We start from the raw sequence: 19,427 nt of genomic DNA, 5'->3' as shown, positions 1-19,427 counted from the left end.
ACGCCTGGCACTTCGAAGATAAATTTTATCATAAATTAAATATTAATAACAGATTATGAAGTCAATTACAATCAAAGGATCCCAAAGAGAAAGCGTGGGCAAGGTTGCTACCAAAGCCTTACGTAATGCTGGAAAGGTCCCTTGCGTGCTGTACGGAGGGGATAAACCAGTGCATTTTTCAGCTGATGAAATCGCATTCAAAGACTTGGTGTACACCCCAAATGCCTACACCGCGGTAATTGAATTGGAAGATGGTCAAAAATTTGACGCCGTATTGCAGGATATTCAATTCCACCCTGTAACCGACAACATCCTACACGTAGATTTCTACCAGTTGTTCGAGGACAAACCAATTACCATGAGAATTCCTGTTCGTTTGGAAGGAAACTCTCCTGGTGTGAGAAACGGTGGACGTTTGCTTTTCAGAAAGCGTAAACTATCCATCCGTGCATTGCCTGCATTGCTTCCCGATTTTATCACTGTAGATATTTCCAAATTGAGAATCGGTCAGACCATTGCTGTGGAAACTATTTTAAGTGACGATTACACTTTCTTGCACCCAGATAGTACCGCTATCGTTCAGGTGAAAGCTTCTAGAACTTCTGTTGATGAAGAGCTTGAAGATGAAGATGAAGAAGGAGTAGAAGGTGCTGAAGGAGAAGCTACCGAAGGTGGCGAAGCTCCAGAAGCGGAAGCTGCAGAATAGCACTTCAACAATTTTCACAAGAGCATCCCATTTTTGCCTCGGTAAAAATTTGGGATGCTTTTGTATTTTTGGGCAAATCCATTTTGGCTGATGCTCCATTTTATCAAACAGCTTTTTGGCTCACATAAACCATTATTGCAAGAAACCGAACCCATGAAGAAATTTTTGATTGTTGGTCTTGGAAACATAGGTGCTGAATACGAGGACACCCGTCACAATATCGGGTTCAAAGTCCTTGATTTTTTGGCCGAACAGGAGAGTTTCGCATTCGAAAGTGCCAAACTTGGTGCCGTGGGCACTTTTAAGCACAAGGGCAGGAGCCTTATCTGCCTAAAGCCGTCCACCTATATGAACTTAAGCGGTAAGGCTGTGAAGTATTGGCTGGATAAGGAAAGTATCCCTCTGGAAAATCTTTTGGTCATTACCGACGATATCAACCTTCCTTTTGGAACGCTTCGTTTAAAGGGCAAGGGTAGCGATGGCGGCCATAATGGTTTGAAGGATATTCAAAATGTGCTACAGACCACCACATACAACCGTTTTAGATTTGGCGTAGGTTCGGATTTTGGAAAGGGCCAACAAGTGGATTATGTGTTGGGCAAATGGGATAATGACCAACAAAAATCCATGCCCGAACGTTTGGAAAAATCTGCGGATCTCGTGCGATCGTTCGTCTTCGCTGGTGCCAAAAACACCATGAATCAATTCAACGGCAAATAAGTTAGAGAACTTTAAAGTCGAACACACTGGAACTGGAAACATTCCCTTCCAAATCAGTAGTGATCACTTGCCAGTAATACACCGTACCCGACTCAACGCCGACGGGAAGTTCCATGGTAGACGCATTGGTTACCCCGACCGATGTTTCCGGAGGGTTGGTTTCCGAGAAAAATACTTCAAAGAAGTCGATGTCATTGTCCACATCGGCACCTGCCCACTCCAAGGTTACTTCGTTGGCAATATCCTTCTGGACCGTTGCTCCCGACCTAGGGCTTTCCAATTGTGCAGGAAAAGGAACATAAGTGGTCTGTGACCCAGCATTGTAAAAAAGCCATGTTTCGCTAGATGCTACCTGATCAGATTCGGTGTTTTGGCTGGTGACCGACCAGGCATAAGGGGCTCCCTTGGTGATGGTTAAACTTGCTGAAGTGGAAGCCGTAGAAATGGTCTGGGGTAAATTGGTATTTAAATTGATGACAGAAAGCGTATACCTAGTTGTATTTTTGGACGCATTCCATCTGAAGGTGACCTGGGATGAAGTCTGATTGATATCCGTTCCCGTGGTACACTCTGAATTTTCTTCAGGGAAAACCAAAGTGGCACCTTCAGGTGCTGGGGGAGGTCCATCGTCCCCACCACAGGAAACCAATAATGCCAAAAGGCTCAAATAAATTATCTTCCGAATCATTCCTTGATCAGTTTAAACATTTCCTTTTTACCGGATTTTTCCAGACCTAAATAATACAGTCCTTTGGGCAAGGTGGACACATCCAACTCCAAATCCTCACCGAATACCCTTCTGCGTTCCGTGCGGACCAACTTCCCATTGGCAGTGAACAGTTGGATTCCCACAATCCCTTCAAATCCGGCCATGTACACTTGGGTCGCGGTATACACTGGGTTTGGTGACAAAATTGGCCTTTCCGAATAAAAGAAGGACTTTTCAAAACTTCCTTGGCAAGGCAAATTGGTAAAAACCTTTAAGGTGTTGATACCATTTTCCAAAGGAAGTTGAATTTTGGAAGCCTCCGTTTGGGTAACCAGACCATTGAGCTCCACATTGTAAAACGAAGCCCCGTTCAGGTCAAGGTTCAATACCCCCGCATCCAGCAATGCCGATACATCGAGCACATCGGGTTGGGTCAGCATAGCATCGAAACACACCTCCTCATACGTTATCAATCCATCCGTTCCACTTATGCACAAAGAATACTCTCCCGCAGGCAGATTGCTAAACGTTTGCGAATTGGTAAATTCAAAAGATTCCGAACCACTGGCACCGTTCAAAACAGCTGTGTAGTTGACCGCGGTATCCAAAGGTGTAATGGTTATGGAACCATCATTATTGTTACGGCAGCTTTCGCTTTCCACTTCAATTTCAAAATTATCGGAAGCAAATCGATATACCGCGCAGCCATTCGTATTCACCTCAACACCTTTTGGCGTGCCCAAGCAGAGGTCGTCACCATCATCAAAAACGCCATCCTCATCAGCATCGGGTCGATAACTACCCTCAACACAGATATCCAGGGAAAAATCGACCAAGGCACCACCATCACTGGCAGCGGTATCTTCTATTTCCAAGACCCACTCGCCCAATATGGACTCGCCATTCAGGGATGATAAAAATCCTATCGGCGCAACTGTTCCCGAAATTGCAGGGTTTTCTCCACAAACAATGGGGTCCCCATCATCATCAAAAACTGCATTCAAATCGTTATCCGCTCCGCAATTATTTGATAATAGGGTCACCTCGGTTCCCGAAGGAGAGATAAGGGTAATGATCAGGTCTTCCAAATAGGTATGATCTAGCTGTAAGTTTACATTGACATCCGAAATGGGCAAATCTTCCACAAACAGGATGGAGGTGGTAATGGTTGGCGTTCCAGATGATGAAATGGTAATGGGTAAATCCGTTGCGTTTCTATTTCGGCAATTTATCTGTGATGTGGTAAAGCTGAAAGGTGTTCCAAAAGTTCCCGAACCGCAACCATTGTTGGGTCTCACTCTCCAAAAATATTCGGTCTCAGCCTCTAGTGTTGTGGCCTTATAGGTGGTAAAGGGCAAAGATGCAGATTCTACCACATTGGTAAAGGCCAAATCGGTCGCCACTTCCACATCATAATTCGAATAGGATGGGTCAGCTTGCCAATTGAGCAAAGCCTCCAATGCCACACCCGCCTCTCCATCACTTGGCGCGAGCAATGCCACATCGGCAAAATTGCCATCCTGCACCAGAAGGGTAAGCGTAACGTTCTTGGTCACCGAAGCCGAGGTCGCAGTGACCACAATATCGTAGGTTCCTGGGGCAACGCTGTTGGTATTCGACAGTGTAAGGTCTACAGCCGTACTATTTGCGGTTGCATTCGTTGGAGAAAAATTGGCAGACATGCCTGCAGGAACGTTAGCCGAAAAAGTAGTGTTCTCGTTGAATCCTGCATAGGTTTCATAAACAAAAGGTATCACCAAATCATCGGGCTGGCAAACCTCATAGTCCAAGTTTTCAAAATTAAGGACCACTTGGGATTGCTCAATGGTAAAATCGGTGCTGTTCACAGCGAAGAAGATATTGTTACTGGCTTTTACCATAATTCGACCCGTATTGGTCACATTTCCTGGCAGAAGCACTTCTTCGGCACCATCGTTCAAGGTGTTTTCCAAAAGGGTTATGGGATAGGTCAGTCCACCATCCAAAGAAAGAAAAATATCCACCTGTTGCGCATTTATGGGAGCTATGTCCGTGTTTGACACGTCCCATGTAATTTCTTGTACCGAGCCGGCCACGTAGGTTTCTTCGGAAGTTTGGGAAGTAACGATAAAAGGACCTGCGGCTTTAATGACCCGAACATCCAATACATCCGAAACTACTTGCCCACCTCCAGCAGCGTTGTCACGGACCGTACAGGCAAATCTCAAGTTCCGTTCTATCTCGGAAACCGTTTCCCAAGCTTCTCCTGTGGCTGGGTTTACTTGAGTCAAATTACCTTGGACAACTTCGGAAAGTCTGGGAAAATATCTTTTGGAATCGGTTGATGGTGGCAACGATCTAAAATTGGCCCCGCTCGGGTTCAAGGAGCCAAAAGATGCCGTTGTTACCAATCCATCATCAATTTGTTCCCAAGTATAGGTCAGCACATCCCCTGCGTCGGGGTCGGTCGCATTACCTTCCAAAACAAAGGCGGTTCCTCTAGGTATGGTGTAATCATCCACTGGCACCAAAACAGGCGGTGCATTGCTGATTGCCTCGGTTTGGGCACAGGAAGTGGTCTCCAAATAGGTAGATATTTGAAGTATGCTATTGTAATGGAAATAATCATCGCCCTGCAGCGCAACATTGTTCCCTTCTACAATGCCTGCATACCCCATAATGGTGCTTCCACTGGCAGGTTCCGCTTGAACTCCCGTTCCCTCAGATTCGAAAGACCACGTGTGGTTGGCGCCAAATTGATGACCGAGTTCGTGTGCTACGTAATCCAAATCGAACACATCCCCTTCGGGAACGTTGGCGGCAGAAAAGGCACTACCTTTTCGATTATCCACACAGACAGAGGCGATAAAACCAGCATTACCATTGTCCAATCCCACGCCTACTTGATGGAACAAATGCCCAACATCATAATTTTCTTCTCCAATAATCGATGTAATAGTGGACTGTATCTGCGAATTCAAACTATTGTTGAAAGGATCGGTATTGGCATTGGTAAAAATAAGCAGGTCGTTATTGGGAATCAGTTCCAAGGTGACGCCCAAATCGGTCTCGAATACTTCGTTGACCCGGGTTAAAGTTGCATTGATGCCAGCAAGCGCGTCTTCTACCGTGCCGCCCATGTATTGGGTATATTCTCCCGAAGCGGACACCGCCACCCGATACGTTCTGAGCACTTGGTCATCTACCAAAGGGACTATGGTTTTTCCAGCTAAATTGGATGATTTTGAAGCATTTCCAAATAGGTCTTTGCTGGTTGTACAGATAAAATCCATTTTTGAGGAAAGACCTGCTTCCTTGTCATAAAGAACATAAGTATCCGAATCGTTCGAGGCTGGCTCCATGAATGTGATTCGGCTGTCCTCCAAACTCACCATCATGGTTTGGATACCTTTGTGCGAACTGCTCAGCTTCACCTTGTATTTACCATCGGCGCTGATTCCCGTAAATGATTTGATAGCCGGGTATTTCTTGGAAAGATCGGGATGGAGCACGGCCGTTTCCTTCACGTAAAACGGAACTACATCCCCTTCCCCATTGGGAAGATAAACCGTGGTTGCAGAACTTTTGGCCACCGAAACGGAATTGATTGTTTTGGATAAGCCACTTTTGTCCAACGTGAACACTTTTTTGGCATCCGAAATATCCTTTAGGGAACTGGCGCGAAGTCCGGACCGGTTCGGAACGTTTTTCCAATATCCCTGCTGCCCGTAAATGCAAAAGCAGCTAAAAAATATGGTTATTGAAAAAACAAGATGTAACTTAGCTTTCATACACGGTTAGGGCATAGTATATTTTCAAATGTAAGCCTTTTTTTATTTCTAAATCAGTTGGAAACAATCCAAAACATTTCTCATTTTAAGCAAGTTCCGCATCAAACTGTGGTGACCATCGGCACATTTGATGGTGTGCATTTGGGCCACCGTAAGATATTGGAACGCATCACAAACAATGCCAAAAACACCGGACTCAAATCCACGGTCCTCACCTTTTTCCCGCATCCAAGAATGGTATTGCAAAAAGATGTGGACATCAAACTGCTGAACACCCTCGAAGAGAAAAAGCAGATTTTGGAAGGTTTGGGACTGGATTATTTGATCATCCATCCGTTTACCAAACAATTTTCCAGACTATCGGCCATCGATTTCGTAAGGGACATTTTAGTGAACAACATCAAGGCCAAAAGAATCATCATTGGATACGACCACAGGTTCGGTCGCAATCGAAATGCCAATATCAAGGACTTAATTTCCTTTGGAAATACCTTCGATTTTGAGGTAGAGGAAATTCCTGCCCAAGAAATCGAAGACGTTTCGGTGAGCTCCACCAAAATCAGGAAAGCGTTGTTGGATGGCGATGTAGAAACTGCCAATAGCTACTTGAACTATGCTTACATGCTAACGGGCACGGTGAAAAAAGGACGCGGACTAGGAAGGGATTTTGGTTTCCCCACCGCAAACCTCCACATTGCCGAAGAGTACAAACTCATTCCAAAAAATGGAGCCTATGTGGTAAAGAGCCATTTGGATGGCAAGGAGTATTACGGCATGATGAACATCGGCTTCAACCCTACGGTAGACGGTTCCAAAAAAAGCATCGAAATCAACTTTTTTGAGTTTGACGGCAATCTCTACGAGAAAAAAATACAGGTAGCACTATTGCACCGTATCAGGGATGAGCATAAATTTAACTCGATCGAAGAATTGAAGGAACAATTGAAGAAAGACAAAAACCACTCTTTGGACCTAATTTCCAAATAAATGTTCACCCAATTTCTATTTCGGAAAATTGACAACGCCCAACTGGTGGTTTTCCGAATATTCTACGGCTTATTGGTCGCTGCGGAATGCTACGGGGCCATCGCCACAGGCTGGGTTCGAAGAACTATGGTGGAGCCCAAGTTCACTTTTTCCTTTATTGGGTTTGAATGGTTACAGCCCCTGCCCGGCAATGGCATGTACATCTATTTTGCTGTTATGGGCACTTTGGGGCTTTTGATCGCCCTCGGGTACAAATACCGATTCAGTGCTTTGGCCTTTGCCATCATGTGGACCGGTGTGTACCTCATGCAGAAAACATCCTACAATAACCATTACTACCTATTGATGCTATTGGCCTACATCATGGCCATTTTTCCCGCCAATAGGGATGCCTCTTTGGATGCCAAATTCAACCCTGGGCTGCGTTCCCAAACCATGTACAACTGGATTCGATGGACCATCATACTGCAATTGTTCATTGTGTACACCTATGCCTCAGTGGCCAAACTATATGGGGATTGGCTGGATTTCAGTATCGTGGAACTGTTGATGGAATCCAAAAAGCATTATTATCTGATCGGGGATTTACTCCAAGAAAAATGGGTGCATCAAATAGTCGGGATATTCGGGATTGTGTTCGACCTTTTGATCGTTCCAGCCTTACTTTGGAAACCTACGCGCAAAATTGCTTTTGTATTTTCCATCTTTTTCCATCTGTTCAACAGTATTGTCTTCCAAATCGGGATATTCCCCTACCTCTCTTTGGCCTTTACGGTCTTCTTTTTTGAACCTCAGACCATTCGAAATCTCTTTTTGAAAACCAAAAAATTCATACTGGACACCAAAATCGTAGTCCCCAAAAGCAAGAACATCATTCTTTCGATGCTGGGCATCTATTTCCTCATTCAATTGCTGTTGCCCCTTCGGCACCATCTGTTCCCAGATGATGTACTTTGGACCGAGGAGGGCCATCGACTGAGCTGGCGGATGATGCTTCGCAGTCGAGCGGGCAGAATCACCTACAAAGTAGTGAACACCCAAAGCAAGGACACCACCATCATCAACCTAAATGAATATCTGACCAACAAACAGGTGAGGAGAGTGGAATGCTATCCCGATTTTATATGGCAATTTGCCCAACACCTCAAAAAGGACTATGCCCAAAAAGGAGAGGACATTCAGGTATTTGTGGACAACAAGGTCAAAATCAACCAAGGGCCATACAAAATCTTTATCGACCCCAAAGTGGACTTGGCCAGCGTTCCGTGGAACCATTTTTCCCATAACGATTGGATTCTCCCCTCGACCAAAGAATAAAATTGGGCACTTGTTCAGATTCGATTAAATTTGCGGCTCAAAACTAGGCCATGCTTCAACTACAGAACATCAGGGAAAACAAGGAAAGTATCATCACCGCTTTAAAAAAGCGAAATATCGATGCAGCACCGATGATTGCGAAGGTTTTGGAACTCGATGAAAAACGACGTTCCATCCAAACAGAATTGGATGCTACTCTGGCCGAATCCAACAAAATCTCCAAAGAAATCGGCATCCTTTTCAAAACAGGAAAAGCGCAGGAAGCGAATGTTCTAAAAGAAAAAACCGCTGGACTTAAAGAAGCGTCAAAAAAGTTGGGCGATGACCTCAACCTTACTGCAGATGAACTTCAGCAACAACTATATTTGATTCCGAACGTTCCGCACGAATCGGTTCCAGCGGGTAATTCCGAAGAGGACAACGAGGAAGTATTCCGGGAAGGTGATATTCCAACCTTAGCGGAAGGCGCATTGCCCCACTGGGAATTGGCCAAGAAATATGACATCATCGATTTTGAGCTTGGGGTGAAAATCACGGGAGCAGGTTTTCCAGTGTACAAAGGAAAGGGTGCCCGTTTGCAACGCGCCTTGATCGCCTATTTCTTGGATAAAAATGCAGAAGCTGGGTATACCGAGATGCAAGTGCCGCTCATGGTCAATGAGGACTCTGGCTACGGAACCGGACAATTGCCCGACAAGGAAGGGCAAATGTACCATGTACAGGCGGATGACCTATACCTAATCCCAACGGCTGAAGTGCCGGTGACCAACTTGCACCGAGGCGATATCTTGGCGGAAGGTGATTTCCCTATCAAATACACAGGCTACACTCCCTGCTTCCGACGTGAGGCGGGCAGTTATGGGGCACATGTCCGTGGTTTAAACCGTTTGCACCAATTTGACAAAGTGGAAATCGTGCGCTTGGAGCACCCCAACAACTCTTACCAGGCCCTAGATGAAATGGTGGAGCATGTTAAAAACATTCTTCGCGAACTCAAATTGCCCTACCGCATCTTGCGGCTCTGTGGTGGCGACCTTGGTTTTACATCGGCCCTGACCTTTGATTTTGAGGTATTCTCCACCGCGCAAGACCGTTGGTTGGAAATCAGCTCCGTGTCCAACTTTGAGACCTTTCAGGCCAATCGCCTAAAACTTCGTTTTAAGGACGAAAATGGGAAAAGTCAGCTGGCCCACACCTTAAATGGAAGTGCCTTGGCATTGCCACGGGTATTGGCGGGTATCTTGGAAAACTATCAGACCGAAGACGGGATAAAAATCCCTGAGGTTCTGGTTCCCTACTGTGGTTTTGATACCATCGATTAAGGTTTTCAGGCATTTATTTGGATTCGCTTAACAGAATCCCCCGTATTTCTGCGTTATATTTGAAATAAAACAAGCAATTGCAACGCCTTTTATTTTTCATATTCGCAATTACATGCACCGTGTTGTCGGCACAAGAAGATTTCTTGGCCAAACAATACTTTCAAGATGGGGATTATGAAAAAGCATTGGTCTTCTACGAAAAATTGGTGGAGACCAATCCAAGACGCACAGATTATGCAGAGGGATTGGTAGCCTGCTATCAGCAATTGGAACGTTACGATGAGGCCGAAGCATTCTTACTTCAAAAAATAGAAGATAGTTATGCCTTTCCCACCTTTTTTATTGAGTTGGGCTATAACCATACCCTAAAGAACGAACCTGAAAAGGCCAATGCCTATTACGACAAGGCCATCCAAAAAATAGAGGACAACCCCAATTACGGATACAGTGTGGGCTATCGGTTCCAAACCTATGCCTTATTGGATTATGCCATCCAAGCCTACAACCGCGCCATGGAGCTCAAACCGGACCTCAACTATGATTTTCAATTAGCTAGAATTTATGGTGAACAGGGCGACATTGCCAAAATGTATCAGTCCTATCTCAATTTGATTTGGGAAGGCCGCACTTCCCGCTCCAACGTGCTCCGCAATATTGAGGACTTTATTTCCGAAGACCCATCCAACGAAAACAATGTGCTACTGCGCAAAGTGTTGTTGCAAAATGCCCAAAAGGCACCGGACATTCTTTGGAACGAACTACTGAGCTGGTTGTTTGTCCAACAAAAACAATACAATAGCGCCTTTGGCCAAGAAAAAGCCATTTACAAACGAAGTGAAGGACAATCCATAGACCGTTTGGAAAATTTGGGCCGTATCGCTATGGAAGAAAAAGACCTGGAAACGGCCACGTCTATCTATGAGTTCATTGTGGAAAACACGGAGAATCCGAGTACCAGGCTCAATGCAGAACTCAGCTTGATCGACATTGCTTTGGAAAATCCCTCGGAAAAAGTGTTGCAAACGGTTGAGAAAAAATTTGAGGACTTGGTAGAAATGTACGGAAACCAGAGCAGGACGCTTCAACTACAAGTGGCCTACGCCAATTTCCTGACCTTTAAAAAAGAACAACCAGAACCGGCCATAGCCATGCTCAAGCAAAGTTTGGAACTACCCATGGGCCAAATGACGATGGCGTATTTAAAATTGGCACTGGGGGACATTTTGGTTTTTGACCAGCGGTTTAACGAAGCATTGATTTTATTCACACAAGTGCAAAAAAGCATGAAGAACGATGTGCTGGGGCAAGATGCACGGTTTAAAGTGGCACAGACCAGTTTTTACAAGGGCGATTTTGATTGGGCCCTCACCCAACTTAAGGTATTGCGCGGTTCCACCTCCCAGCTCATCGCCAACGATGCCATGCAGTTAAGTTTGTTAATTTCGGACAACTCCTTGGAGGACTCTACCCAGACCGCTTTGAAAAAATATGCCCGTGCCGACTTGTTGGCCTATCAAAATAAAGACAAAGAGGCTGTTGAAGTGCTCGAGGATATTTTGGAAAATCACAAAGGGGAAAAAATTGAGGACGAGGCCTTGTTGAAGCAGGCCGAACTTTTGGTAGAGCAGAAAAATTATGAGGCTGCGGCCTTCAACTATCAAAAAATAGTCGAGTTTTATTCCGATGGGATTTTGGCCGATGACGCCCATTTTGCCTTGGGAGAACTCTATGAGAACACTTTGAACGAACCTGAAAAGGCCAAGACCCACTACGAGAAAATCATCTACAACTATCAGGACAGCTATTACTTTCCACAAGCCCGAAAAAATTTCAGGCGGCTTCGAGGGGATGTAATCAACTAGTCACCTGCCCATTACTACGAAGACGGGAATCTCTTAAAGAGGTTTCTCAGAATTACACTAACTTCGTCCACGCTAAAACAAACAAAGCAAATGCTCATATACAACGTAACCATCAACATCGATGAAAGTGTACACGACCAATGGCTGGAATGGATGAAGGACAAACACTTACCCGATATGCTGGCCACAGGGAAATTCTCCCACGCCAAAATGGTAAAGGTCTTGGTAGAAGAGGATATGGGCGGTATTACCTACTCCGTTCAATATACCACACAGGACAGAGCCACCTTGGAAGCCTATTACAAGGAGGATGCCGACCGTCTGCGTGCCGATGCGCAACAGATGTTCCCCAATAAATTCGTTGCCTTTAGAACGGAGCTAGAAATCATCAGTCAACAAATCCCATAACAATTGGAGTATCTGTTTTCCTATGGAACCCTACAGGACCCACAGGTCCAGAAATCTGTTTTTGGCCACTTGCTCAACGGAAAAACTGACGCAGTTGTGGGGTTTCAAAAAATGGAAAATGCCGTTTATGGACGTTACCCCATAGTAGCTCATACCGGAAACCCAAAACACAAAGTTAAGGGCATGGCATATGAGGTGAGTTCCGTTGACCTGAAAAAGGCAGACCGCTACGAGACCGAAGCCTACAAAAGGGAACTCTTCACCTTGGAATCAGGCGCCAAAGCATGGATCTATGTCGAAAATTCCAATTAACTTGCCAAAAAATGCTCCCGTGTCCAAAAAGAAAAAAAAGAAGTACCCGAACAATCCCAAGTACAATCAAAAACAGGTACAGGAGGAGGGCGCGGTAAAGGCCAAAAAACATTTGGGCCAGCACTTTCTCAAAGATGAATCCGTAGCACAAAAAATTGCACAGACCCTTTCGCTGGATGGCTATCAAAACGTGCTCGAAATTGGCCCGGGCATGGGAGTGCTCACCAAGCATTTACTGAAACGCGATTTGGATTTGGTGGCGATGGACTTGGACGATGAATCCATTGTCTACCTCAACCACAGCTTCCCGCTCGAACACGCTGCCATCTTAAAACAGAACAACCGCTTGAACGTCGTAGAGGCGGACTTCCTGAAGTTTGACCTGACCGAGCTGTATGGGGAGGAACAGTTTGCCATTACGGGAAACTTCCCTTACAATATCTCCAGTCAGATTGTTTTTAAAATGCTGGAAATGCGCCATCAGATTCCTGAATTTTCAGGAATGTTCCAAAAAGAAGTGGCCAAACGTATTTGCGAGGGCCCTGGCAACAAAACCTACGGGATTCTCTCCGTGTTGGTCCAAGCCTATTACGATGCCGAGTACCTTTTTACCGTACCGCCCGGGGTTTTTGACCCACCACCAAAAGTCGATTCGGGAGTGTTACGGTTGACCCGAAAAAAGGAACTCACCTTGCCATGCGACGAACGCCTTTTTTTTAAAGTGGTGAAAACCGCCTTCAACCAAAGAAGAAAAACAATACGCAACAGTCTTAAAACCTTCAACCTTTCTGATAATCTCAAAGAAGATGCTATCTTTGACCAACGCCCGGAACAGCTAAGTGTAGCTGACTTTGTAACGTTGACACAGAAGATAGCCAATGACCCCGTTTAAACTCACAGACGAGCTTTTAGAAGAAATCAGGGAACTGATCGGCGACAGCAAGGATGCTGCGCTTCAGACCATGATGAAGGAGTTCCACTATGCCGATATTGCGGAGATAGCGGACGAACTGGAGGTCGAAGAGGCTACATATCTTATCAAACTGCTCGATAGCGAGAAAACCTCGGACATCCTTGCCGAAATGCACGAGGACATCCGTGAGGCGGTCCTTAAAAACCTTACCGCGAAGGAAATTGCCGGAGAGTTGGCTGAGCTCGACACCGATGATGCGGCGGATATCATCAACGAACTTCCCAAAGAGCTTGTTCAGGAAGTTATTTCGGAGATTGAGGACAGGGAGCACGCCAAGGACATTGTGGACCTATTGCGCTACGAAGAAGACTCCGCCGGTGGTCTTATGGCGAAGGAGCTCGTAAAGGTCAACGAGAATTGGACCGTTACCACCTGCGTGAAGGAAATGCGTGCCCAAGCCGAAAATGTGACCCGTGTACATTCCATTTACGTAGTAGATGATGAAGACAAGCTCAAAGGTAGGCTTTCCTTAAAGGATTTGCTTACCGCTCCCGCCAAGAGCCATATCAGGGAAATATACATTCCGAAGGTAGATTCCGTTAACGTGAACGAAAAGGGCGAAGAAGTCGCTAGGGTGATGTCCAAATACGATTTGGAAGCCATTCCCGTAGTGGATGAGATAGGACGTTTGGTGGGGCGAATCACCATTGATGATATTGTTGATGTAATCCGTGAAGAAGCCGATAAGGATTACCAAATGGCAGCCGGTATCTCTCAGGACGTGGAAGTAAGTGATAGTATTTGGATACTTACGCGAGCACGCCTCCCATGGTTGATCTTGGGTCTTTTTGGCGGACTTGGGGCTGCGGCCATTATGGGAACCTTTGAGGAAATGATTGCCAAACACGCCGTATTGTTCTTTTTCACCCCGTTGATTGCTGCGATGGCCGGAAACGTTGGGGTACAATCCAGTGCCATTGTGGTGCAAGGTCTGGCCAACGACGACTTAAAGGGCAGTGTGAGGAACCACCTGTTGAAAGAAATGCTATTGGCTCTTCTCAACGGATTTATCCTTGCTATTTTGTTGCTGCTCTTTACCTGGGTATGGAAAGGGGCCTTTGAAACTGCTTTGGCCATATCCCTTTCGCTGATCGTGGTGATTGTGGTGGCCGGATTTATAGGCACCTTTGTACCCCTCTTCCTTCATAAAAGAAATATAGATCCCGCCATTGCCACGGGTCCTTTTATTACGACCAGCAACGATATTTTTGGCATCCTTATTTATTTCTGGATCGCAAAAATCATTTTGGGAATTTAAATCTTGCCATGAAATCCATCAACCTAAAAGAAAAACATGCCGAGTTTACCAAACCGTGGCATCCGCATCAAATTGCCGTAGTGGACGATATGCAGGTCCTTTTGGCCAAACTCCAAGGTGAATTCGTGTGGCACGCCCACGAAAACGAGGATGAACTGTTTCAGGTTATCAAAGGCACCCTTTATATGCAGTTTCGGGATAGGACCGAAGTGGTGAACGAAGGTGAGATCATTGTGGTGCCCAAAGGTGTGGAACATAATCCCATGACCAAAAATGGCGAAGAGGTGCACGTACTCCTTTTTGAAAAAATGAGCACAGCACATACGGGCAATGTGCTCCATGAAAAAACACAGACCCATTACCCAAAAATATAGGAGTCGTATATTTGCCCCCATGAAAGTTCTCCACCTCGACACCAACCATCCCCTGCTCTTGGAACAATTTGCAGAGCTCGGGTTCGAAAATCATGAAGACTACAGCTCTACCAAGGAGCAAGTAGAGAAAAAAATCCATCTATACGACGGCATCATCATCCGAAGCAGGTTTACCATCGACCAACAATTCTTGGAAAAGGCCACCAACCTCAAATTTATTGGAAGGGTCGGCGCCGGCTTGGAAAATATTGATGTGGATTATGCCAAATACAAGGATATTTTCTTGGCTTCGGCACCTGAGGGTAACCGAAATGCAGTGGGCGAACACACCCTTGGCATGTTGCTCTCCTTGATGAACCAGATGGGCAAGGCCGACCGACAAGTGCGAAAAGGCAAATGGAAACGCGAACAAAACAGAGGCGTTGAACTGGAAGGCAAAACGGTAGGGATTATTGGCTATGGAAACATGGGCAAGGCCTTTGCCAAAAAATTGCAAGGATTTGACGTAGAGGTCATCTGTTATGATATTGTGGGTGGCGTAAGTGATGACAACGCCCGGCAAGTCGGCATTATGGAATTCCAGCAACGTTCGGATGTAGTGAGTTTGCACGTTCCCCAGACCGAGGAGACCATAGGAATGGTCAATACCGAATTCATAGAAAAGTTCCATAAACCGTTTTGGCTATTGAATACCGCCCGTGGAAAATGTGTGGTCACCAAAGACCTGGTGGAAGGACTAAAATCTGGAAAAGTGCTTGGCGCTGGATTGGATGTACTCGAATATGAGCAAAAGTCCTTTGAGAATATGTTCACTAAAAAACCAAAGCCGTTCAAATACCTACGCAAGGCCAAGAATGTATTACTAACTCCCCATGTAGCGGGATGGACCGTGGAAAGCAAGGAAAAATTGGCGCAGACGATTGTTGACAAAGTGAAAGAAAGATTTTCTTAACTTTAAGAACCTCTTCTATCCTATACTTGACCTTGATTGCTCATTAAATTGATTATTTTATGACCATTGAGGCCCAAACACCGGACGAGTACATTGAAAAACTTCCTGATGACCGCAAAGAGGCGGTCTCCAAATTACGGGAAACCGTAAAATCCAATTTACCCAAGGGTTTTGAGGAATGCATCAACTATAAAATGATAGGCTATGTGGTGCCACATGCCATTTATCCAGAGGGTTACCACTGTGATCCTAAATTGCCATTGCCCTTTATCAATATCGCCTCACAGAAAAACTTTGTGGCACTCTACCATTCGGGCATCTACGCAGACCAAGAACTCCACGATTGGTTTGTGGGTGAATATCCAAAGCATGTAAAAACCAAATTGGATATGGGCAAAAGCTGTATCCGATTCAAAAACGTGAACCACATACCGTATGATTTGATTGCGGAATTGTGCCAAAAAATGACTCCGCAACAATGGATCGGTTTGTACGAACAAAACATTAAGAAATCATGAAAAACAGAGTAACGGGATTGGGCGGCTTTTTCTTCAAAAGCAAGAATCCGGATCATATGAAAGAATGGTACAAAAATCATTTGGGCCTCAATACGGACCGCTATGGATGTACCTTTTGGTGGAAAGACAAAGATGGAAACGACTGTTCTACGCAATGGAGCCCGATGGATGAAAAAACAGAGTACTTTAAACCTAGTGAAAAGCAGTTTATGATGAACTTCCGGGTGGAAAACCTGGTAGCGCTGCTCGAAGCCCTTAGAGAAGAGGGCGTGAGGGTAGTGGGTGAAATGGAAGAATACGAATATGGTAAGTTTGGCTGGATTTTGGACCCCGAGGGCAATAAATTGGAACTTTGGGAGCCTGTTGATAAAGCCTTTCTGTAGGTATGGATTTATTTGCTACATTTAAAACTCATTAACCAACACATAAAAAAACATGTCAGAAGAAAAAAAAGACTTCGGTGATAAAGCCGAAGAAGCAGCCAAAGACTTTAAGGAGGATGTAAACAAGGCATTCGATCCAGCAAATCCGGAAAGCGGAAAAACCGTAGCCATTATTGCTCACTTGACCTTCATTGGATGGATTATCGCTATCATTATGAACAGTAGCAACAAAACGGAAATAGGTTCCTTTTACATAAGGCAGACCTTGGGGATTTATCTCGTTGGATTTGTCTTAGGTATAATACCCATTATCAACCTTTTTGGTATACTTATCACCTTCATTCTTTGGATCATTAGCTTGATTGGTGCCATTAATGGAAATCAAAAACCTGTATTTTTGGTGGGCGAGTATTTCCAAAATTGGTTCAAGAGCCTATAAAAAGTATGTAAAAGCCAGATAAAATCTGGCTTTTTTTGAGGACTTATTCATCGTAATATTACAATAAATAGACAGCATATGGTCATTAGAACCATGCAAGCTTCAGATTGGGAAGCAGTCGCGAAGATTTATTTGGAAGGCATCGCAACCGGTTTTGCCACATTTGAGACACAAGCACCCTCCTATAATGATTGGGACAAAGCCCATACCAGCCAGTGCCGTTTGGTCGCCGAAATGGATGGCATCATCATGGGTTGGGCAGCGCTCTCCCCCGTATCCAGTCGATGTGTGTACGGCGGTGTGGCCGAGGTCAGTGTTTACATTTCGGCCCAGAGCCGTGGCCAAGGTGTCGGGAAAGCATTGATGCAGCATTTGATCGGGGAAAGTGAAAAAGCTGGATTTTGGACTATTCAATCCGGTATTTTTCCAGAGAACACGGCGAGTATCAAATTACATGAAAGAGTGGGTTTTCGCTATATTGGAAAACGGGAACGCGTGGGCAAGATCCACGGGGTCTGGAAAGATAATTTGCTGTTCGAAAGACGAAGCTCGACCGTTGGCGTGGATTAATCCTCCTCAGAATGGCCGTTCCCTTCCGCTACTTTGCGCTCCAGTTCGGCCTGAAACTCTTCCATTACGGGTTTTACGGTACTCTCCGGTAAATCCGCTATCCGGATGTACATTAATCCGTCCACCGAATTATTAAAAAGCGGGTCCACATTAAAGGCCACCACCTTCGCATTTTGCTTGATGTACTTTTTGATCAACACCGGTAAACGCAAACTTCCCGGCTCCACCTCACTGATTAGTTTATCAAATTTATTCAGGTCGGCTTGGGTCTCATCAAAAACAAACTCCTTATCCGCATCCTTCAACTTTACCTTGAACTCCTTTTTGGGGCGAATGTATTGCGCCACGTAGGGATCCCAGTAATTGGATTTCATGAATTCAATCATCAAGGATTTGGAGAAATTGGAGAATTGGTTGCTGATGCTTACCCCTCCAATCAAATATTTATGCTCTGGATGTCTCAGGGTCGTATGTACGATTCCTTTCCAAAGCAGGAACAAGGGCATGGGTTTTTGTTGGTATTCCTTTACAATATAGGCTCGCCCCATCTCAATGGATTTCTCCATCATTCCGTACAACTCCGGTTCAAATCGAAACAAGTCCTGCAAATAAAAACCGTCGATACCGTACTTGCTGAAAATTTCGGAACCCAATCCCATACGGTAAGCCCCTACAATGGCCTTGCTGTCGTCATCCCAAAGAAACAAATGGTGGTAATAGGAATCAAATTTGTCTAAGTCAATCGCATTGTTGGTACCTTCTCCCACTTCCCTGAACGTGACCTCACGCTGACGCCCGATCTCGTTCAAACAAAAGGGCATATCCTTGGCCTGGGCCAAGAACACTTCGTAGTTCTTGCTCTGGAGCATACGGCAATCCTTCTCGCGCAATTTTTCAATCTCGCCCTCCAAAACCTTTGCACTGATGGCCGAGGCAATCTTTTTGGGCGGCTTGGGGATTTTGAGGGAGGTCGGCACCTTGTCCAAGAAGCGTTCCTTTTCAAAAACATTGGCCAACAAATAGGTTTTCTTTCGGAGCAGTTCTGCAAATCCTTCTAAAGTATCCTCCTCATTTTGGGTTTGGACGGAAATGGGTTGACCAATCCGCACTTTGATGGGACGACGGCTTTGGGATGTCAATTCCGAAGGTAATTTGGCCGTTCGGAATACATCGTCAATTTTAGAGAGGCGATAGAACAACCTACTATTTCGGGCATGAAAATAAATGGGCACAACGGGCACTTCGGCCTTTCGAATCAGTTTTATGGCGGCCTCTTCCCATGGTCGGTCCACCACCAACTTTCCATCGCGATAGGTAGACACCTCGCCGGCAGGGAAAATCCCGAGAGGATGTCCATCGCGTAAATGTTGTAGTGCATTTTTAAACCCTACGATGCTGCTCTTGGCATCCTTATGGTTCTCAAAGGGGTTCACCGGCATAATGTAGGGCTTCAAAGGCTCTATCCGGTGCAACAAAAAGTTGGCAATTATCTTATAATCTGGCCGCTCATTCAACAATAACTTGAGCAACAGTACGCCATCAATACCTCCCAAAGGATGATTGCTAATAGTAATATAGGGGCCCGATTTCGGGAGTCGTTTTAAATCTTCTTCGGGAATTTCAAAATCTATTTCATAATGTTCTAGAATAGCATCCAGAAACTCAGGACCCGAAAGGTCTTTGTTCTTATCGTAAAACCTGTTGATAGTGCTAATTCGGGTAGCCACCATTAAAAGCCATCCTACAAACGTGCCCAAAAAGCCATATTTGTCCAGATGGATGACCTTCGCCACCTCTTTAGCAGAAACCAAGCCCATAGAAAACGTATTTAGGTACGCGTAAAGATA

19 protein-coding genes are annotated in these 19,427 nt (G+C 45.2%); 16 read left to right on the top strand and 3 right to left on the bottom strand.

The window, feature by feature from the left end; genetic code table 11:
* The first annotated feature begins 55 nt into the window (after nucleotides 1-55).
* A complete protein-coding gene (locus tag ABNE31_RS04345; protein ID WP_293288616.1) occupies nucleotides 56-706 on the top strand; it encodes a 50S ribosomal protein L25/general stress protein Ctc in 651 nt (216 codons plus the stop codon).
* A 90-nt stretch (nucleotides 707-796) separates the two neighbouring features.
* On the top strand, nucleotides 797-1,426 hold the full coding sequence (gene pth, locus ABNE31_RS04340; RefSeq protein ID WP_349352493.1) for an aminoacyl-tRNA hydrolase: 630 nt from the start codon (nucleotides 797-799) through the stop codon (nucleotides 1,424-1,426).
* 1 nt (nucleotide 1,427) lies between these two features.
* On the opposite strand, the gene ABNE31_RS04335 is transcribed toward pth, so the two are convergent.
* Both ABNE31_RS04335 and ABNE31_RS04330 read right to left on the bottom strand, forming a co-directional pair.
* The gene (locus ABNE31_RS04335) at nucleotides 1,428-2,114 is read right to left on the bottom strand and encodes a hypothetical protein (RefSeq protein WP_306012911.1); all 687 of its coding nucleotides are present in this window, start codon (nucleotides 2,112-2,114) and stop codon (nucleotides 1,428-1,430) included.
* Nucleotides 2,111-5,905, bottom strand: a complete 3,795-nt coding sequence (locus ABNE31_RS04330; protein ID WP_349352492.1) for a reprolysin-like metallopeptidase — start codon at nucleotides 5,903-5,905, stop codon at nucleotides 2,111-2,113. The genes ABNE31_RS04335 and ABNE31_RS04330 overlap by 4 nt, the downstream gene beginning before the upstream one ends.
* A 57-nt stretch (nucleotides 5,906-5,962) precedes the next feature.
* Between ABNE31_RS04330 and ABNE31_RS04325 the strand changes: the two genes are divergently transcribed.
* From ABNE31_RS04325 to ABNE31_RS04260, 14 genes are all read left to right on the top strand, one after another.
* Complete coding sequence (locus tag ABNE31_RS04325; RefSeq protein ID WP_179383539.1) at nucleotides 5,963-6,892, top strand: bifunctional riboflavin kinase/FAD synthetase; 930 nt, start codon at nucleotides 5,963-5,965, stop codon at nucleotides 6,890-6,892.
* The gene (locus ABNE31_RS04320; protein WP_349352491.1) at nucleotides 6,893-8,209 is read left to right on the top strand and encodes an HTTM domain-containing protein; all 1,317 of its coding nucleotides are present in this window, start codon (nucleotides 6,893-6,895) and stop codon (nucleotides 8,207-8,209) included.
* A 50-nt stretch (nucleotides 8,210-8,259) separates the two neighbouring features.
* Nucleotides 8,260-9,531 carry a serine--tRNA ligase gene (serS, locus tag ABNE31_RS04315; protein ID WP_293281923.1) on the top strand — a complete coding sequence of 424 codons (1,272 nt, stop codon included), beginning with the start codon at nucleotides 8,260-8,262 and terminating at the stop codon, nucleotides 9,529-9,531.
* A gap of 119 nt (nucleotides 9,532-9,650) precedes the next feature.
* On the top strand, nucleotides 9,651-11,393 hold the full coding sequence (locus tag ABNE31_RS04310) for a tetratricopeptide repeat protein (RefSeq protein WP_349352490.1): 1,743 nt from the start codon (nucleotides 9,651-9,653) through the stop codon (nucleotides 11,391-11,393).
* Between the two features lie 90 nt (nucleotides 11,394-11,483).
* Complete coding sequence (locus ABNE31_RS04305; RefSeq protein WP_349352489.1) at nucleotides 11,484-11,801, top strand: DUF4286 family protein; 318 nt, start codon at nucleotides 11,484-11,486, stop codon at nucleotides 11,799-11,801.
* 3 nt (nucleotides 11,802-11,804) lie between these two features.
* Nucleotides 11,805-12,113, top strand: coding sequence for a gamma-glutamylcyclotransferase family protein (locus ABNE31_RS04300; RefSeq protein WP_349352488.1), 309 nt, complete (start codon nucleotides 11,805-11,807; stop codon nucleotides 12,111-12,113).
* A 19-nt stretch (nucleotides 12,114-12,132) separates the two neighbouring features.
* Nucleotides 12,133-13,005 (top strand): 16S rRNA (adenine(1518)-N(6)/adenine(1519)-N(6))-dimethyltransferase RsmA, encoded by an 873-nt coding sequence (rsmA, locus tag ABNE31_RS04295; RefSeq protein WP_349352487.1) that lies wholly within the window; start codon nucleotides 12,133-12,135, stop codon nucleotides 13,003-13,005.
* Nucleotides 12,992-14,344, top strand: coding sequence for a magnesium transporter (mgtE, locus tag ABNE31_RS04290; RefSeq protein WP_293281915.1), 1,353 nt, complete (start codon nucleotides 12,992-12,994; stop codon nucleotides 14,342-14,344). Before rsmA ends, mgtE begins: the two co-directional genes overlap by 14 nt.
* An 8-nt stretch (nucleotides 14,345-14,352) precedes the next feature.
* Nucleotides 14,353-14,718 (top strand): cupin domain-containing protein, encoded by a 366-nt coding sequence (locus ABNE31_RS04285; protein WP_349352486.1) that lies wholly within the window; start codon nucleotides 14,353-14,355, stop codon nucleotides 14,716-14,718.
* A 19-nt stretch (nucleotides 14,719-14,737) separates the two neighbouring features.
* Nucleotides 14,738-15,670, top strand: a complete 933-nt coding sequence (locus ABNE31_RS04280) for a 2-hydroxyacid dehydrogenase (RefSeq protein WP_349352485.1) — start codon at nucleotides 14,738-14,740, stop codon at nucleotides 15,668-15,670.
* 59 nt (nucleotides 15,671-15,729) lie between these two features.
* Complete coding sequence (locus ABNE31_RS04275; RefSeq protein ID WP_349352484.1) at nucleotides 15,730-16,188, top strand: DUF1801 domain-containing protein; 459 nt, start codon at nucleotides 15,730-15,732, stop codon at nucleotides 16,186-16,188.
* Entirely contained in the window at nucleotides 16,185-16,571 is a 387-nt protein-coding gene (locus ABNE31_RS04270) for a VOC family protein (RefSeq protein WP_349352483.1), read from the top strand. The genes ABNE31_RS04275 and ABNE31_RS04270 overlap by 4 nt, the downstream gene beginning before the upstream one ends.
* Nucleotides 16,572-16,623: 52 nt before the next feature.
* Nucleotides 16,624-17,010 (top strand): YtxH domain-containing protein, encoded by a 387-nt coding sequence (locus tag ABNE31_RS04265; protein WP_306012899.1) that lies wholly within the window; start codon nucleotides 16,624-16,626, stop codon nucleotides 17,008-17,010.
* Nucleotides 17,011-17,088: 78 nt separating this feature from the next.
* A complete protein-coding gene (locus ABNE31_RS04260) occupies nucleotides 17,089-17,580 on the top strand; it encodes an N-acetyltransferase family protein (protein WP_349352482.1) in 492 nt (163 codons plus the stop codon).
* On the opposite strand, the gene ABNE31_RS04255 is transcribed toward ABNE31_RS04260, so the two are convergent.
* Nucleotides 17,577-19,397 carry a lysophospholipid acyltransferase family protein gene (locus tag ABNE31_RS04255; protein WP_293281900.1) on the bottom strand — a complete coding sequence of 607 codons (1,821 nt, stop codon included), beginning with the start codon at nucleotides 19,395-19,397 and terminating at the stop codon, nucleotides 17,577-17,579. The genes ABNE31_RS04260 and ABNE31_RS04255 overlap by 4 nt on opposite strands.
* Nucleotides 19,398-19,427 lie beyond the last annotated feature (30 nt).

Source organism: Flagellimonas sp. MMG031 (genome assembly GCF_040112705.1).
Lineage (GTDB): Bacteria > Bacteroidota > Bacteroidia > Flavobacteriales > Flavobacteriaceae > Flagellimonas.
This window is presented reverse-complemented; position numbering and strand designations above follow the sequence as displayed.

What these genes read in the sequence shown, in the direction of transcription:
- ABNE31_RS04345 (WP_293288616.1), top strand. Translation starts at nt 56, where the DNA reads ATGAAGTCAATTACAATCAAAGGATCCCAAAGAGAAAGCGTGGGCAAG.
- pth (WP_349352493.1), top strand. Translation starts at nt 797, where the DNA reads ATGCTCCATTTTATCAAACAGCTTTTTGGCTCACATAAACCATTATTG.
- ABNE31_RS04335 (WP_306012911.1), bottom strand. Translation starts at nt 2,114, where the DNA reads ATGATTCGGAAGATAATTTATTTGAGCCTTTTGGCATTATTGGTTTCC.
- ABNE31_RS04330 (WP_349352492.1), bottom strand. Translation starts at nt 5,905, where the DNA reads ATGAAAGCTAAGTTACATCTTGTTTTTTCAATAACCATATTTTTTAGC.
- ABNE31_RS04320 (WP_349352491.1), top strand. Translation starts at nt 6,893, where the DNA reads ATGTTCACCCAATTTCTATTTCGGAAAATTGACAACGCCCAACTGGTG.
- serS (WP_293281923.1), top strand. Translation starts at nt 8,260, where the DNA reads ATGCTTCAACTACAGAACATCAGGGAAAACAAGGAAAGTATCATCACC.
- ABNE31_RS04305 (WP_349352489.1), top strand. Translation starts at nt 11,484, where the DNA reads ATGCTCATATACAACGTAACCATCAACATCGATGAAAGTGTACACGAC.
- mgtE (WP_293281915.1), top strand. Translation starts at nt 12,992, where the DNA reads ATGACCCCGTTTAAACTCACAGACGAGCTTTTAGAAGAAATCAGGGAA.
- ABNE31_RS04285 (WP_349352486.1), top strand. Translation starts at nt 14,353, where the DNA reads ATGAAATCCATCAACCTAAAAGAAAAACATGCCGAGTTTACCAAACCG.
- ABNE31_RS04280 (WP_349352485.1), top strand. Translation starts at nt 14,738, where the DNA reads ATGAAAGTTCTCCACCTCGACACCAACCATCCCCTGCTCTTGGAACAA.
- ABNE31_RS04275 (WP_349352484.1), top strand. Translation starts at nt 15,730, where the DNA reads ATGACCATTGAGGCCCAAACACCGGACGAGTACATTGAAAAACTTCCT.
- ABNE31_RS04270 (WP_349352483.1), top strand. Translation starts at nt 16,185, where the DNA reads ATGAAAAACAGAGTAACGGGATTGGGCGGCTTTTTCTTCAAAAGCAAG.
- ABNE31_RS04265 (WP_306012899.1), top strand. Translation starts at nt 16,624, where the DNA reads ATGTCAGAAGAAAAAAAAGACTTCGGTGATAAAGCCGAAGAAGCAGCC.
- ABNE31_RS04260 (WP_349352482.1), top strand. Translation starts at nt 17,089, where the DNA reads ATGGTCATTAGAACCATGCAAGCTTCAGATTGGGAAGCAGTCGCGAAG.
- ABNE31_RS04255 (WP_293281900.1), bottom strand. Translation starts at nt 19,397, where the DNA reads ATGGGCTTGGTTTCTGCTAAAGAGGTGGCGAAGGTCATCCATCTGGAC.